This is a genomic window from Desulfitobacterium hafniense DCB-2 (assembly GCF_000021925.1).
Taxonomy (GTDB): domain Bacteria; phylum Bacillota; class Desulfitobacteriia; order Desulfitobacteriales; family Desulfitobacteriaceae; genus Desulfitobacterium; species Desulfitobacterium hafniense.
Window position 1 is genome coordinate 2,696,922 of sequence record NC_011830.1, and the last position, 16,504, is coordinate 2,713,425.

Annotated in this window: 12 protein-coding genes and 1 other annotated feature; of the genes, 9 read left to right on the top strand and 3 right to left on the bottom strand. The window is 45.3% G+C overall.

From position 1 onward, the window contains the following. Positions 1 to 17: 17 nt before the first annotated feature. A complete protein-coding gene (locus DHAF_RS12395) occupies positions 18 to 3,266 on the bottom strand; it encodes a DEAD/DEAH box helicase (RefSeq protein ID WP_015944063.1) in 3,249 nt (1,082 codons plus the stop codon). Positions 3,267 to 3,475: 209 nt separating this feature from the next. Further along, positions 3,476 to 3,668 (top strand) — a binding site (T-box leader). 48 nt (positions 3,669 to 3,716) lie between these two features. Between DHAF_RS12395 and proC the strand changes: the two genes are divergently transcribed. From proC to DHAF_RS12410, 3 genes are all read left to right on the top strand, one after another. Beyond that, positions 3,717 to 4,520, top strand: coding sequence for a pyrroline-5-carboxylate reductase (proC, locus tag DHAF_RS12400; protein ID WP_015944064.1), 804 nt, complete (start codon positions 3,717 to 3,719; stop codon positions 4,518 to 4,520). Further along, complete coding sequence (gene proB / locus DHAF_RS12405; protein ID WP_005816693.1) at positions 4,517 to 5,626, top strand: glutamate 5-kinase; 1,110 nt, start codon at positions 4,517 to 4,519, stop codon at positions 5,624 to 5,626. The genes proC and proB overlap by 4 nt, the downstream gene beginning before the upstream one ends. 119 nt (positions 5,627 to 5,745) lie before the next feature. Further along, positions 5,746 to 6,999 carry a glutamate-5-semialdehyde dehydrogenase gene (locus tag DHAF_RS12410; RefSeq protein ID WP_015944065.1) on the top strand — a complete coding sequence of 418 codons (1,254 nt, stop codon included), beginning with the start codon at positions 5,746 to 5,748 and terminating at the stop codon, positions 6,997 to 6,999. 201 nt (positions 7,000 to 7,200) lie between these two features. Here the strand turns inward: DHAF_RS12410 and DHAF_RS12415 are convergent, their stop codons facing one another. Next, positions 7,201 to 7,812, bottom strand: a complete 612-nt coding sequence (locus DHAF_RS12415; RefSeq protein ID WP_015944066.1) for a hypothetical protein — start codon at positions 7,810 to 7,812, stop codon at positions 7,201 to 7,203. A gap of 113 nt (positions 7,813 to 7,925) precedes the next feature. Then, the gene (locus DHAF_RS12420) at positions 7,926 to 9,146 is read right to left on the bottom strand and encodes an amidase domain-containing protein (RefSeq protein WP_005816684.1); all 1,221 of its coding nucleotides are present in this window, start codon (positions 9,144 to 9,146) and stop codon (positions 7,926 to 7,928) included. Between the two features lie 449 nt (positions 9,147 to 9,595). Here DHAF_RS12420 and DHAF_RS26585 point away from each other — a divergent pair, with 449 nt between their 5' ends. From DHAF_RS26585 to DHAF_RS12445, 6 genes are all read left to right on the top strand, one after another. Then, positions 9,596 to 9,724 (top strand): hypothetical protein, encoded by a 129-nt coding sequence (locus tag DHAF_RS26585; RefSeq protein ID WP_015944067.1) that lies wholly within the window; start codon positions 9,596 to 9,598, stop codon positions 9,722 to 9,724. A gap of 73 nt (positions 9,725 to 9,797) precedes the next feature. Further along, on the top strand, positions 9,798 to 10,796 hold the full coding sequence (locus DHAF_RS12425; protein ID WP_005816680.1) for a hypothetical protein: 999 nt from the start codon (positions 9,798 to 9,800) through the stop codon (positions 10,794 to 10,796). Positions 10,797 to 11,229: 433 nt separating this feature from the next. Then, the gene (locus DHAF_RS12430) at positions 11,230 to 13,038 is read left to right on the top strand and encodes an FAD-dependent oxidoreductase (protein ID WP_015944068.1); all 1,809 of its coding nucleotides are present in this window, start codon (positions 11,230 to 11,232) and stop codon (positions 13,036 to 13,038) included. A gap of 249 nt (positions 13,039 to 13,287) precedes the next feature. Continuing rightward, a complete protein-coding gene (locus tag DHAF_RS12435; RefSeq protein ID WP_015944069.1) occupies positions 13,288 to 13,599 on the top strand; it encodes a hypothetical protein in 312 nt (103 codons plus the stop codon). 257 nt (positions 13,600 to 13,856) lie between these two features. Beyond that, positions 13,857 to 15,947 carry a sigma-54 interaction domain-containing protein gene (locus tag DHAF_RS12440; RefSeq protein WP_015944070.1) on the top strand — a complete coding sequence of 697 codons (2,091 nt, stop codon included), beginning with the start codon at positions 13,857 to 13,859 and terminating at the stop codon, positions 15,945 to 15,947. A 273-nt stretch (positions 15,948 to 16,220) separates the two neighbouring features. Then, positions 16,221 to 16,433 carry a hypothetical protein gene (locus DHAF_RS12445; RefSeq protein ID WP_015944071.1) on the top strand — a complete coding sequence of 71 codons (213 nt, stop codon included), beginning with the start codon at positions 16,221 to 16,223 and terminating at the stop codon, positions 16,431 to 16,433. Positions 16,434 to 16,504: the final 71 nt, after the last annotated feature.

Here is a 16,504-nt window from a genome sequence, read left to right on the forward strand (position 1 = left end):
TCTTTGGCTTCACTTATTTAGTTTAACTCGAAAAGCTCTCGCAATTCCTTCTCCGTCAATTTCGAGAGCATAGTTTCACCGGGTTGGATGACGGAATCAATGAGCTTTTTCTTTTTAGCTTGCAGGGCGTTGACTTTTTCTTCAATGGTCCCTTGGGTGAGGAGCTTAATCACTTGGACAGAATTCTGCTGTCCAATGCGATGGGCCCGGTCTGTAGCCTGATCTTCAACAGCCGGATTCCACCAGGGGTCGAAATGAATTACGGTGTCGGCACCGGTCAGATTTAACCCCGTTCCACCGGCTTTTAAGGAGATCAGGAAAACCTGACCCTCGCCGTTATTGAACGAAGCGGCCATACGTGAACGTTCAAGAGCTTTTGTGGACCCACTGAGATAAAAATAGTCGATGTTTTCAGAGTGGAGATACTCCCCGATGATATCCAGCATGGAGGTAAACTGGGAAAAAACCAGCACCCGGTGGCCGCCGGCTAAACTATCCTCTAAGAGTTCCTGGAAGAGGAGCATTTTTCCGCTTTCCCCCGTATAATTGTCGATGAACATTCCCGGATGGGAACAGATCTGCCTTAGTCTGGTTAAGGCAGCGAGAATTTGGATCTGGCTTTTGGCAAAACCATGAGTGGCAAGTTCTTGAGCAATCTGGCTTTTGGTCTGCTGAAGATAGGCCAGATAGATTTTGCGCTGCTCCTCGGTTAAGGCGGCTTTGATTTCCGTCTCGATCTTCGGGGGCAGTTCTTTCAGAACGTCTTTTTTAAGCCTGCGCAGGATAAAAGGCTTGATATGCCGGCTTAATTCCCTAAGGGCCAGGGGATCGCCGTCTTTAATGATCGGCGTGGAGTACTTTTTCTGAAATTCCTGGTGAGAGAGCAGATAGCCCGGCAGACAAAAATTAAAGAGGGACCAAAGTTCGGCAAGAGAATTTTCTATGGGCGTGCCGGTCAGGGCAAAATAACTCTTCGCTTTAATTCTCTGAACAGATTTGGCGTTCAAGGTCTGGGGATTCTTGATATTCTGAGCTTCATCCAGGAAGCAGTAGGAAAAGTCAACCTGGGCAAAGGTCTCGATATCCCGTCTGAGCAGAGCATAGGAGGTGACGACTAAATCAGCTTGATCGAGGCCCTTTAATTGCTCCTGGCGTTCTTGGGGTGAGCCATCGACCACCAGGATATGCAAGCCCGGCGCGAATTTTTCCCCTTCCGCCTGCCAGTTATAGATGAGAGAAGTGGGGGCAACCACCAGAGCAGGGGAGGAAAGCTTTTCGGACAAGATAAAGGCCAGGGTCTGCAAGGTTTTTCCCAGTCCCATATCATCGGCCAGAATGCCGCCCAGACCATAAGCAGCCAGGGTTTTAAGCCACCGGAATCCCGTCTTCTGGTAATCCCGCAGTACACTCATAAGGGATGGCGGCGGATCATATTCCCCGTCCTGGGGCTCAAGAATGCTTTGGACTAATTGTTTAAAGGCTTTATTGCGCTGAATTCCAGGTAAATTGGCTTGACGCAAAAAGCTGTCGATATACATGGCTCTGAACTTGGGAAGCCTTAGGGTCTGTTCGTTCAAATCCTCCCCCCTGAGGTTTAAATGCTCAAGAAACATGGCCATAGATTCCAGTTCAGGCTGCCTCAGGTCGAGAAAGGAGCCGTCCCGCAGCCGGTAATAGTTCCGCTTCACCTGCAAAGAATGAAAGATATGGGTCAGCTCATCCCGGTCGATATCACTATATTGAAAGGATATCTCCAGCAGGTCTGAGGATTCATCCAAACGCACCCGGCCGGAAAAGCTGGTGGAAGTGCGAATGGTAAGTTTGAAGTCATCCGAATAGAAAGTTTCCGCACAATCTTGGAGCTGGGGAAGCCAGGTGGTGATGAAAGCAAAGAGCTTTTCATCATCTTCCAAACTTATTACCCCTTGGGAAACGATAAATTCTGCTTGCTCAAAGATCCCCAGTATTTTTCTTTCTCTCTCGATATTGCGGATAAGAATTTGCGCGTCAGCCGCCTCCTGGCGATTAGCCCCTGTCTGAGAGGTGAAGGGATTGATTATATGATCCCCGTAATGAAATTCCAGGCGGGCTCGGATGCCGTAGTCACCCATCCTATCAAAATAAATCCTGGCCTGCAGCTCTTCCCGTACGAATTTTTCGGCCAGTTGGGGGTCAATGGCAACAGAACCCATCTGTTCAATAAGGGGTATCGCTTCAGAAGCAAAAAAATCTTTCTGATGGTCCGGAAAGGTGAGAGTTTGGAGGTTTTTTCCCGACATAACTTTAATGAGGTTAGGCAGGAAGGACTGTTGTTCAGATGAGACCTGGTAGATATTCTGATCATAAAGATAATAGCGTCCATCCTCGGTAAGCTGCAGGGGAAGCTTGCTTTGCAAAGCCAGAGTCAGGTACTGCTCTTTAGACTGGATGGCAAAATCCAAGGGGATATCCTGGCGTATGATCTGGAGGGAGGGGGAAAGTTCAGGTAACCCGCCTCTTGAGGAGGTGAGGGCTAAAGAGAAGTGTTTAGCGCCTAAAGCATCAAAGAATTTGCCTAAGTAATATTCAGTCAAAACGAAAGGTTTTTGGCTGAAGGGGGATGCGTAGTGGAAGCTCCGCTGCTCATTGAAGGCTTCATATTGCTTTGACATTTCCTGAAGCATGTGGATAATGGTTTGATCCTCATCACTGAAGGTGTGCAGGAAGGGATCATAGGTGAATTGTTTGCCGAATGTCAGTAGGTGTCCCCCTTGGATAGCGGCTAGGAACTCTTCTAAATTCTTCACAATATAAAGACGGTTTTGCCCTACCTTGATTTGCAGCTGAGCGTGGACCCGACGATGGATTTCTATTTGGAGTTCAAACTCAAGATTTAAAGTTTCGCGAACAGATTTGGGGTCGGGGTTCGCAAATAAGGCCATAAAATCAGCTACGGATTCTTTGACAACAGCCAATCTTGGCTGAGAACCGGTCAGCTTTCTTTGTACGGCTTTCAGGGCGGCTATCACATGTTTACAGGCTCCGGGATATTCGGCAAAGGCCGGACAAGTGCAATGACAGGAATGAATTGAACCATTTCTGCTCAGGATAATCTCAACCTCGTAAAGCCAGGTGCCCATGACGACGGCAGAAATCAGGTTTCTTTCCCCATCGTGAGACAATTGGCTTACCCTGCCCTTAAGGGCATAGGCCACTCCCAACTCGTAGGCTTTTTTGCTGGAGGCCAGGGTGCGTATCTCCAGTTCGTTAATAATAGGAAAAGGCATGTTATGGATTCCTCCAAGTGTTTTAAGAACTATAGAAATAGCATACCTCAGCACACTTAAGCCAGTCAAATTAAATGGAAATTACGACAATGCAGTCACGGGAAGTTAACCGTCGGAAATGTGAGGAATATGAGGAATTAGAATTAGGTGGTACAGAGTACTGGATTATAACAAGGTGTTATGCTACAATAGATCTAATTTAATGAGGTATACTGCCGAGGAACGATCCAGTAGGTTACTCATTTGGCAAGAGAGGGAAGGTTTGGTGCGACTTCCTGAAATGTGGTGGCTGAACCCAATCGTGAGGCTTTGATGATGAATCAAACGGTTCCCGCCGTTATCGGGTTTAAGTGGCGTATGGCAATAAAGGTGGTACCGCGGAAGACTTCTTTCGTCCTTGGCAAAGGGATGAAAGGGTCTTTTTTTACATAGAAAGCGAGGGCGGTTCGAATGAAAAAGATCAGTTTTATCGGGGCAGGAAACATGGCTGAGGCCATTATCAAAGGGCTGATGGTGACGGGAAGCTACGAAATTCGGGTGACCAATCGCTCTAACCAGGCTAAGCTGGCCCAAATGAAAGAGGACTATGGGGTCATTCCCGTCTCTTTTAGGGAAGCGGTCAAGGATTCGGAGATCATCCTTTTAGCAGTGAAACCCAAGGATGTTGGGGAAGCGTTGGCCCAAATCAGGGAGGGTATAAGCTCAAACCAGCTCCTGATCAGCGTGGCGGCAGGAATTCCCCTGGCCTTGCTGGAAAAACATTTGCCTCATTGTCCCATTATTCGGGCTATGCCCAATACCTCAAGCGCCGTCTTGCATTCCATGACCGGCTTGGTCAAAGGTCAGGGTGTCAATGAAGCGAAGCAGAGGGATGTGGAAGATATTTTTGGGGCAGTTGGGAAATATATCTGGATAACTGAGGAACAGATTAATCCCCTCATCGCCATGAGCGGAAGCGGGCCGGCTTATTTTTATCTTTTTACTGAGGCTTTGGTCAAGGCAGGGGTTGATATGGGCTTCAGCCAGGAGGTAGCCGAGAACCTGGCCAAAGAAACCTTAATGGGAGCAGCTAAGATGCTGGCTCAGAGCGGGAAATCCCCCGGTGAATTGAGGGTGGCCGTAACCTCGCCCAAAGGAACCACCCAGGAGGCTTTGGAGGTCTTCCGGGAGCAGGGGTTAGAAGAGCTTGTGGCCCAGGCCGCTAAAGCCTGCAAGCATCGTGCACAAGCAATGGAAAGGGAGTATTTGGGGTGAGTGACCTGCGTAGAATCGTGATCAAGGTAGGGAGCAGCAGTTTAAACCATCCTGAAGGCGGTCTTGATGATCAAGCTATTCAGAGGATTGCCGGGGTCATTGCCGGGATCCGCCAGCTTGGTGTAGAATGTGTCCTGGTCAGCTCGGGTGCAGTGGCTGCCGGGGTGGGGAAGCTGGGTCTAAAAACCAAGCCTAAGGATATGGCCGGCAAACAGGCAGTTGCCGCTGTAGGTCAGGGCGTTTTGATTGAGAAATACGCCCTTGCTTTGGAGGCACGGGGCTTGGTCTGCGCTCAGGTCCTGCTGTCCCGCCTTGACTTAGCTGAGGCCTCCCGTTATCGCAATGCTCAAAACACCTTAGAGCAGCTGCTGCGTTATCAGGTGATTCCGATTATCAATGAAAATGATACTGTGGCGGTGGAAGAGCTGTGTTTCGGGGATAATGACCGCCTTTCCGCCCTGGTGGCGGGTTTGGTTCATGGAGACTTGCTGGTGATTCTCACGGATGTGGACGGACTCTATTCTGCCAATCCCAAACTCAATCCTCAGGCAGAGCTCATTGAGGAAGTGGAGGATTTGACCCAAGTTATGCACATCGCCGGAGGTGCGGGCAGCTCCATGGGTACAGGCGGGATGGTGACCAAACTAAAGGCAGCGGAGATCACCACCCGTTTTGGTATGGGGATGTTCCTCCTGCACTCCAAGCGCATGGAAGAAATCATTGAACTGATTCAAGGGGAGCGGCCTTTAGGCACCTACTTTTTCCCGGCTGCCCACCGCATTATGGGCAAGAAACGCTGGATCGCCTATGGCGGCCTATCCGAGGGAAGCATCTTTATTGATGAGGGGGCCGTAAAGGCTTTACTCAAAGGAAAAAGCCTGCTGGCTTCAGGCATTACCGGCATCGACGGTGTCTGGGAACGAAAAGAACTGGTACGCATCAATAACCCGGACGGAATTGAGGTGGCTCGCGGCTTAGTGGAGCTGAGCAGTGAAGAGTTAGAGAAAGTCCGTGGCAAGCACTCGGAAGAGATGTTGGCCACCATCCCCAATCTAGAGGGTGAAGAGGTCGTTCATCGCGATAATATGACCTTGATGATCGAATGAATCAAGGGGACAGGTCCCGTTTTTCAGTTTTCTTTGTACCTGCCGAGGATATACCGGCAGGGGATGGAAAAACTGCTGGGGTTGGGTAACTGAATTCAGATTGAAAGGAGTCGATGAGGATGGATTTTGCACCGGAACTGATCACAATCGGCCAAAAAGCCAAAGATGCCGCCCGCAAGCTGGCTTATGCCGGCACCGCCGCTAAGAACAAGGCTCTTCTGGCGATGGCGGAGGCTCTGCTGAATCATGAACAAAAAATTTTGGAGGCCAATCGGAAAGATGTAGAGGCAGCTATTCAAAAGGGAACCAAAAAATCCTTGGTCAATCGCCTGGCTTTGACCTCTGAAGGAATTCGCCAAATGAGTGATGCCCTTAAAGAAGTGGTGAATTTAGGCGATCCGGTAGGGGAAGGGGAGTTCTGGACCCGTCCCAATGGTTTGCGCATTCAGCGTACCCGGGTCCCCTTAGGTGTGGTGGCTATGATCTATGAAGCCCGCCCCAATGTGACAGTGGATGCGGCGGCTCTCTGCCTGAAGTCCGGCAATGCGGTCATTCTCCGGGGAGGCTCCGAAGCTATTGAGAGCAATAAGATTCTGAGCAAGGTGATCGCTGGGGCAGCGGAAAGCCAGGGCATGCCCACAGCCTGCATTCAACTCCTGGAGAATACGAATCGGCAATGGGTTCAGCAGCTCATGAAAATGAACGGCTATGTGGATGTCATCATCCCCAGAGGGGGGGCAGGGCTTATTGAGACTGTAGTCAAGGAAGCCACTGTTCCCGTCATTGAGACCGGTACCGGAGTATGCCATGCTTATGTCGATGGGGAAGCCGATCTGGCTAAAGGGGTCAGCATTGTCTTCAATGCCAAAACCCAAAAACCCGGCGTATGCAATGCTCTGGAGGCTGTCTTGGTGAATGAGGCGGTAGCTCAGGAATTTCTGCCTCTGCTGGGAGAAAAATTCCGGGATTATGGGGTGGAAATAAGGGGATGTGAAAAGACCTGTGCCATCCTGCCTTACGCTGCCAAAGCCAAGGAAGAGGATTGGGGAATAGAGCATCTGGATCTGATCATCAGTGCCAAGGTGGTTCAAGGTGTGGATGAAGCCATGGACCATATTTATCAGTATGGAACCAAGCATTCAGAGACGATTATCACCGAGAACTACACCACAGCTCAGCGATTCTTAAATGAGGTGGATGCCGCGGCTGTTTACGTTAATGCTTCCACTCGTTTCACCGACGGCGGGCGTTTCGGCTTTGGGGCCGAGATCGGCATCAGCACCCAGAAGCTTCATGCTCGGGGACCTATGGGGCTGCAAGCGCTGACCACTATGAAATATATGGTCTATGGTGAGGATCATATTGTCACTTGAGGCATCTCCATTAAAAATTAAGGCAATAAGGTGTTTTTAAATCTATTACTCAGTTTCTCAACCGCTATGTCAACAAGATGGTCGATATCATGGAAGAATAGCCAGCGAAGAGAAGCAGGTGTGTCACACCCCTTACACACCTGCTTCTCTCCTGTCTTTAGCACTCTTTCCTTCGCCGGCATCTCTGCAATATAGATTCATTTATTTTTGTTTAAACAATTCGTGAACCCTATCTCCACGAACATAAGTTAGAGAACTCACTGTCCATTCAGATGCACGCAAACAGCCAAACTCACCATTATTGAATATAACGGCATTGTGACTGTAATTGCCGATTTTATCAAAATCCATCACATCCAGGATTGAGACCAATCCATCAAACGGTTCTTCCATCGGCTTATAAGCTGCTTTCACCAGGTTATTCTTTGAAATTGTATAGACGTACATGCTTTCACTGTCACCAGGATGGAGCTGTACTGTATTTTCGTCTTTGCTAACGGAGACAACACAGGAATCGTCCGCACAGCCGATCGACTGTAAGTTTAGGCTGCGTATAAGCTTTTGTGAATCAAGATTATAGACAAACAGTCCGAAATAGCTATGAAAAATTACGATATTATCGGAAGCATAGTCGAGGATGGGCAGATGCGCTCCCATATTCTGATCGGATGACCATTCGGCAATAGTGGGTTCAATCGGTATCTTATATTCACCTTCTTTTGGGCCCGATATAAAACTAATACTTATTGCTGCTATGACAATAAGTATTATAACAGCAGTCACTCCGGGCATAATTTTTTTATCCTTCAACACTTTCTTGACTCCTCCTTGGTTAGAAAACTCTTTTTTTGTAGCTACACCTTCAGTTAAAAAGAAAGGGCTGCCGCAACGTTGCGGCAGCCCCAAGTGGTTAGTTGTAAAAAAAATTAATAATTATATACATATATGGTGCGCTTACTTCCACCAGGAGCCATATTGTCAACAGGATCATTGTCGTTGTAGTTATAGGGATCCGAGCGGCCTGTCACATAGGCATAAGCTCTAGACTGATCTGCTGAATACACCTTACGCGTTATGATCGTCGAATGAGAATACACAGAGTTTCCAGAGAATCTGAACTGAACGATATCACCTACTGACCATAAACCTGGATTATTACTGTAAGCATAGCTATAACCAGCAGGAGTATTCGGATGAGTATTACTTATCAAGAAATTATACAGCTCAGGAACACCACTCCATGAAGAACTTCTATTGCTTTCACTTCTGAAGTACCAACCAGTACCGCTAATGCCGCTTCCACCGGTATCATAGACATTAGCGCCTCCTGCTAACAATGCATGTGAAACAAAGTTTGTGCAATCCCAGTTTCCCGGGTACACTGAAAAATCAAAATAAGGAACTGTACCATTACCACTACTGGGATTAATTTTGTCATAGTTTGCCCTTGCATATGCTAAGATAGCGTTGGGACTTAAAAAGCTTGTTCGCGATGGTGTTATACTGCTAACTTCAGAATTTTGCTCTTCATATACTTTATAGATATCATTTTTCAGCATTTCTTGACGGGCGGTTATATTAGCAGTTATAGCAAAAGGATAAGCACTACGAGTTGCCATTTCCATTGAAATATTAGGGTCCTCGTCTCTAACTGCTATATCATAGTAATTGGTAGGGCAGTAAAAATCAGTGATTAAATTCTTGACACGGTCATAGACAACATATACCACTTCGCTTACAGTTGATATATCAGGTCGTTCCCCAAGAGCAGTATAATGACTTGCATAATTATACGTAGTAATGACCTGAAACTTAAGTTTTAGAAAATCTTCAGACATTTCATTTTCTAAAAGTTTGACCTGAACAGAGTAATTTTCCTTATCATTTTGATTAAGGCTAGTAGCATACTGATGAGTTGTAGCCTTATCTGCAAGATAAGAACTTATGTCAGTATCCATAATTTTGCTCAAATCATTATTAGCGCCCATATCTTTATTTTCATAAAACAATGCGATAGCTTTTTCAACAGTTGAAATAATATCGTCTTTCGAAGTGTTTACAGAATCAGCGAAAACTGGAACACTAAGTAACAGGCCTAAAGTGATAAAAGCAACAAAGGATAATGCTCTTATAGCGAATTTTTTCATAAGAAAAACCCCTTTCAACAACATAATTGTAAATGTTCGAACTACTATCCTATAGAATCACCACCCTTCTTGAATGGCCTTACCAGAATGATTTCTAATATAATACAACATTTAGAAGTACTGATTAAAAGCATTTCTTTCGAGTATTCAGAATTTGAGGTGTCATTCTGGATTGTATATCTAATTAATAAATATTATACCTATTTATCTAAATATTGTCAAATTCGACATTTACAACAGCCTCAAAATTATTTATTCTATGAACTTCACGCTCCTTAAACACTTGCCTATTTTGCATTAGATTAAGCTCAGATTGTCATTTAAAAATTTCCATGGAGACTCTTACCATGGGTTCAATTCCCTAAATAATAGAACTCAGACTCACCCATACTATTTTTAGAGTTTCATTTCATATGGGTGTCTTGTCTATTGATTAAGGAGGAATTGAAATGGATAAGAGAATCCTGGAAAGCGTCAAAGAGTTCTACAAAAATGTTAAAGGGCAAGAATTCTTCTTGGACCTGATCCCGTATCCTGTTAACCTGCCTGAAGAGCAGGAGGGCAATTATAGAAACTAGATGGATGACATGACTCACCTTCGGAAAGACTAGGAAAGTTATTATACTATGCCGTTTTTGAAGGAGTACAGTCATGACCGGTTCAACACTTACTATTCTGCTTAGCTTTGGGACGGGGATTTTGTCCCTGGTAGGGCTTATGTCCATCTTTATCTCTATGAACAGTCAACATAATGTGCAGCGCAGCCGGGAAATCCTCTGGACCCTGGCTGCGTTGCCCTATGAGAAGAATTTATTTCATGAGAAAGGCACTATTGGCAAAGAAGTCTTCCGCAGCTTCATTCTCTATGAACAAATCATCAACCAAAAACATGGCTTTTCCAAGATTATCATCCAATTTGTCCAATACGCCCTGGGGTTTTGCATCCTGATCTGGACCACGATGGGTTTCAGTTTAATTATGTCGGAGCGCCCTCTTTTTGAAAAAGCCTTCATCTTCAGCGGCTGGCTTTTAACGGTCTCTTTTACCCTTTACTTTATTCTGAAAATCTTTGAGGAGCTTAAAAGTACCAGCAAAGTAGGCCGCCTGCCAACCGTGGAGGAAATCGTGGATGCGGATCGCGTCAACTTAGGGGTAAGTGTGGTAACTTTGGCCGCCATCTCCTCCTGTATTCGGATGGTGGATTCCAAGGTCTATTTGGGTTTTCCGCTGCCCTTCAAAAATCTGCGTATCAACCTTTCTTTCTTTGATTCCAAAGAGGGAGGCTTCCCCAATATTGGCTCCCGGCTGACCTTTAAAGAATGCATGTCCAGCTATACACGGCTCGACTCAGAGAAGTTTGAAATCCTGGAAGATGACTACTGCTGGTATCCGGTCAAGATTCTCGATCATCATCAAAACAGGCACAAAGATATTTTGATTACTCTGGAGATTTTAAGTCAGCAGGGCTTGGTGACCGCTGAGTTCTATATCGAAGAGTTTTCAGGCAAAAAGGATACCAGTTTAAATATTTATCCCTACTCCTTTGAAGAGCGCTTTATCAATCGGGTAAGCACCCTGGATCCCTTTAGTATTAATCAAATAAAGAGCAGTAAAGAAGTGAAGAAAGATGGCAACTCTTGTTTGAATTAATAGAGAATTAGCAAATGATGCAGAAAAGAAAACTATTGTCAGTTAAAACAACACATATTGTGTGAAATTTTTAACTAGGTAATATTGACTTTATCGGCAAGGATAGTGTATCTTCATCATGTAAAGTTTCAGATTAGCAACAATTTCTAAATAATCAACTTTAATCGCTGCTTAAAATCAAAATAAATAGTATTGAATCCTAATCTTAAAAGTATTGGTTATGGCATATACAATAAAGTTCATGTGAAAATTAAATCAATCACTAATTATTCTAAGAACCGAACCTCTATAAATTATCAATAGTTTTAGTGAACATGATGGTAAAGAGCCCCCGATTCGCCTTCTTTGGCAATGAATTGACGATGAATGGAGGTGGTGGCCGGAAGTCAAGGACGTTGCAACGGGTACCTAAAAAGATAAGGGAGGCTTAACAATGTCTAAAGAAAAGAAAGAAGAACTGAAAAGGGAAAGACTTTCTCGTCGGGATTTCTTAAAGAATGCAGGTATTATGACTGCCGGTACAGCTGTCGGTGCCGGCTTCCTGCTCTCGGGCTGCAGCCAGGACGCACAAGGGGGAACCGAAGCAAAACTTCAAGCCGCTGAAGCAAAGCCCTGGCTGCCGGAAAAATGGGATAAGGAGACGGATGTCGTCGTTGTCGGTACCGGTTGCGGTTTAGCCGCGGCGATTGAGGCTAAAAATGCGGGAGCAGATGTGATCATCCTTGAAAAAAATGACTGGGTAGGCGGACTGTATAAAACCGCCGGAGGTCATGCTATTTTGGGCGGTACACGGATTCAAAAGGAAGCGGGAATGCAGGATTCGTTGGAAGACTGGTTTGAGGATGAAATGAAAGCCAGTGGATACCGGGGCGTTCCGGAACTGATTCGCACGTATGTTGAAAGAGGGCCGGAGCTCATCGAATGGATGGAATCTATGGGCTTTAAATGGTACCCCACTGTAGGGAATTCCAGTCCGGAAGTGCACCGGGTGGGCCGCTCCCACTATCCGGCAGCCAATCCTGATGTTTATGATGCTAAACCCAACAGCCCCATGAGCTTTGGTTTGGCCTGGACCACAGTCTGGGAGAAAAAGCTGCAGGAAATGGGGGTTCCGATTCTTTTCAAACACCGGATGAAGAAAGTTTATCGCGAGCCCGGCGGTCCGGTTCTGGGCGTATCTGCAGAAACTCCCGAAGGTACGATTAATATCAAAGCCCGTAAAGGGGTCATCCTTTGTACAGGAACCTGGACCGACAATCATCGCATGGCTCAGGCCTGGGATCCGCGGGTCGTGGGGCCGGATTGCTTCGGTGACGGCGGCACCCCGGCTGACGGCACACTGTTTGTGGACAGCGCCGGGGACGGTCACTTTGCCGCTGCGGAAGTAGGAGCCGGTTTCAGCGATATGTCCTTTACTTCCTATATTTATCTCTTTTACGGCTCCCGGTCCTATTGGGGATGGGAACCGCCCGATTTTAAAACAGCAGCGTATTATGCCGATGGCAAGGGAATTCCCCGTCCTGCCGCATTCTTTGAGCGGGTTATTTTGGTGAAGAATGACGGTGTCCGTTATATTAACGAAATGGAAGGGGCCAGAAAAGCTGATCCTGCTAAAGGTGAAGCGGGAAGTATTAATGAGAACCCCGAATGGCCCTATACTGCGAAATATCTTAGTCTGCCCCATCCTCGGAATGTCTGGGCGATAGCCGACTCCGAAAGTGCGGCAGCCTTGAAGTGGCCAATTGAGGATTTGAAGAATCCTAACCCCAAAAAGGGTCTTATGTTTGACCCGGCTTGCATCGCCATAGCCGACAGTATTCCTGAACTGGCTGAAAAGATGGGAATTCCTGCGGCAGAATTGGAAAAGACCATCAGCCGTTACAACGGTTTCGTGGGTGCAGGCAAGGATGAAGACTTTGGCAAAACCGCCCTGTTTAAAATTGCCAAACCACCTTTTTACGGGTTGAAAGCATCCTTGATCCGTCATACCCAACGCAATGGTGTCCGGGTTAATACAAAATCCCAGGTCATTGAACAGGCTGACCAACTTGCCGGATACAGCGGCAAAGCAGTTGACGAAAGCATCTCTATTGACCAGGAAAAAGTCATTCCTCATCTCTATGCTGCAGGGGAGTTAGGCAATGTCATGGGGTGGAGACGTCCTCATGGTTCTTTGGGGAACTATGCCACTGTTGCCCGCATCGCCGGGGAGAATGCCGCTAAAGAGAGCTCTTGGGAGTAGCAGCTGACGAGTCTTTAGGGAAGCTGTGATGGTTCATCAAAGTTATCAGAAGAAAACAAGTTTCAAATTCCCTTCTAAAGGACCCATCACCAGACCTCAGAGCAATCTGAGGTCTGGTTTTATTTGCAATGCTTCAACCAATCTTAAAAAAGACATAACATTTATCTTACAAAAGATAGGTATAATGGAATAGAGCATTTTTTAGTTTCCGTCATGGTCAAGATCATATGGGGAAGGTGTGTGAATCATATGCCAGAAGTTCTGAGTCGCTCAGACTTTCAGGAAGACTGTGTAAGGGATCACCCCAATTACGGGTATTTTGTAGGAAAAAATCGGAGAAGTTTCTACAAGCTAAAGTCAGCGTTAAATGAAAGCTCTCTTAATCCGCTGATTATCAAGGATGCCGATCATGAAAATGCTTTCTTTGCCAAAGTTCTCAAAAGTGAAGCCGACCAGTTTGTGGAATTAACCAAACAATATGAATTTAAGAGAGCTAGACTTAGCCCATCTGTATTAGACGCCATCAAGTGGGTTTTTGGTGATGGCTGGCTGACTGAGTAGAACCTAGATGAAACAATAACGATAAACCAGACCTTTCAACTCATAGTTAAAGGTCTGGTTTATTTACTCTGTGGCAACAGCACCTGTCTCAATAACATGCAACACATTAGTAAGTTTTTTTTTAAAAGTCCAAAAATTATGTTAGAATTAAAAATAAACAATGAGCGGGATAATATTCTTCGCCATTGAACTAGAGATAACTTTCACGATGGCCATGCATTTTGTAGAGTATCGAAAAAATTTAAGGGGGATAAGGAATGCCAGATACTAAAGAAAATTTGCATGATGCACATAATTTAATTCTAACCAACACAGGTTGGGAGCAACTACTGGAATGTAAAAAATTCTTTTTAAAAAACCATACCCTTGATCCCAAGGAATACGCTTGTATTAGGCTTGAAGTAGCAGAATCCTGGTTGCGCTCTCATGATTTAGGAGTCAATCCTTATAAAAGCAGTCTTGCCGAGCATTTGAATTCCAACGAAATAGCCAGGATCCTGGCTGAAAACAAAGACCTGATTGAAATTACCAAAGCCGTTTTTGTTGATTTAAAAATAAAGGATATCATGACTTCCAATTATGCGCTTTATTTATTTGATAAGAATGGTGTCTTGCTGAGTCATGAGGGAGAAAAGATCAAGTTAATTTCTGCGGATTACCCAGAGAGTTCCATAGTGGGCCAGGTATGGTCGGAAGCAACCGTCGGTACCTGTGCACATGTTTTAAGTATGCATCTAAAGAAGCCGGTATATATTGTCGGGCCCGAACACTACTGTACTGTCTTTCAAAATTCCTGTACATCTGCAGCACCTCTGACCAATGAGGATAACGAAATCATCGGCTACCTGGTTGTAAGCTACCATATTGATTTTCCCTTGTCCCACGACTCCTATTATTTAAGCACCTATCCCCTGGGTCTCATCACAGCTATGGCGGTAGCCGTAGAAAACAAGCTGCGTTTTACCAAGAGCTATCAATTGCTGAAAAGCGCTCATCATATGCAGGAAGTAATTTTATCCGTGATTGAGGAGGGAATAATTATTACGGATAACAGGGGGAAAATAATTACGATCAACAAAGAAGTGGTCAATATCTTCAATACTGCCGAAGAGGAGATCATAGGCAGGACTATTGATCGCTTTTTAGGCCCCCAGATTGGTGAGGCGGTTCGGAACAATGAAACCGTTGATATTGAGGAAGCCATTTGCAGCAATAATCATGACAAAAGTTATTTAGTGCTCATACGTCCTCTTGATAAACATGGCAACTATCCCAACGGTGCGGTTTTGAGAGTTAATCCTATGGAAATAATCAATGCCCTTGTTACCAATCGAACGGGAGCCTTTGCTACCTATACCTTTGATAAAATCATTGGTAAAAGCAAAGCCATCAAAGAAACGATTTCCTTAGGAAAACGCTTTTCCTTATCCAACGAGAATATCCTTCTGACTGGCGAGAGTGGAACAGGTAAAGAGCTTTTTGCTCAAGCCATCCATAATGCCCATCGTCCCCAAGGGCCATTTATTGCCGTAAATTGTGCGGCAATGCCCCGGGAACTTATTGAGAGCGAACTGTTTGGTTATGAAGGAGGCAGCTTTACCGGCGCTGAACGCAGAGGCAGAGCGGGGAAGATAGAACTTGCTCATGGGGGCACCCTTTTTCTTGATGAGATAGGGGATATGCCCCTCGAGGTCCAGGCTATCCTCTTAAGAGTGCTCGAAGATAAAAAAGTGATGCGAATTGGAGGACACACTTATAAAAAGGTTGATTTCAGGCTGGTTGCAGCCACGAATAAAGATTTGGAGAGAATGAGCCATGAAAATTTATTCAGAAGTGATTTGTTTTTCCGGCTATCCATCCTTTCCATTCAGCTTCCGCCTTTAAGAAAGCGGGATAATGACGTTGAGGTTTTGGCAAATTACTTTATCGGTAAATACTGTGCCAAGATCAAGCGCAAGGCTCCCCTCATCAGTGAAGAGGCTCTTGAGGTTCTGAAAAGTTATGGGTGGCCTGGAAATGTAAGGCAACTTGAAAATAGTGTTATTTATGCAGTGAATTTAGCTCAAGGGGATTTAATCCAATGCAGGCATTTGCCCGAATCATTATATGCCGCTTCTTCTTCACCAGCAGAGAATTATAGGGATCCTCCCGGTATGACCGGCAGCTACACTCTCGAAAACATCTATAAAATTGATGTTATGGAGAAAATACTTATTGAAAACGCCCTCTATAAAACCAGAAACAATATTACCAAAGCTTCCGAACTATTAGGAATGGCTAAGTCAACACTGTATCGCAAAGCAAAAGAGCTTAATATAGATATGGGAACATTCAAGAATTCTGATTAACTGAACAGTAATCTCAAGATAAGGGCTTCTCCTGAACAGCTGAGTGCAGGGAGAAGCCCTTTTTGCCGTTTATAGAGTTTTTTGTATTGGCTCCTCTTTCTCGAAAGCAAACGGTGTTTCTTAAAATCAGTCGGTTTGCAATTCCTTAAAGATGAGGTGATTTGCTTAAAATAGCCCAACCAAGGCCTTTGCGAACCTGGCACGGAAAATGCAATATATCACAATGTACAAAGTATCAAAACTAAATCTTAAGAGCAAAGGAGGAATCAGAAAATGTGTTTCCGACCCCCAACCTTTACTAAGCTGATGACCAAATGCCCCCAGTGCAATGTCTTTAATCCACCGGCCAATAAAACATGTAAAAAGTGTGGGGCAGAGCTGCCTGAACCTGAGGCGGAAGAGAACGCTGCGGGTCCGGCCGGGCCACAAAGAGCGCCGCAAAGAGCTCCTCAAAAGCCTGAAAAACCTGACTCCAATAAAGAATAATGCCGCAAATATTAAATGAAGGAGGTGTTTTTATCGAGCCCTTTTTATCACACATCTTTATATAAAAATTA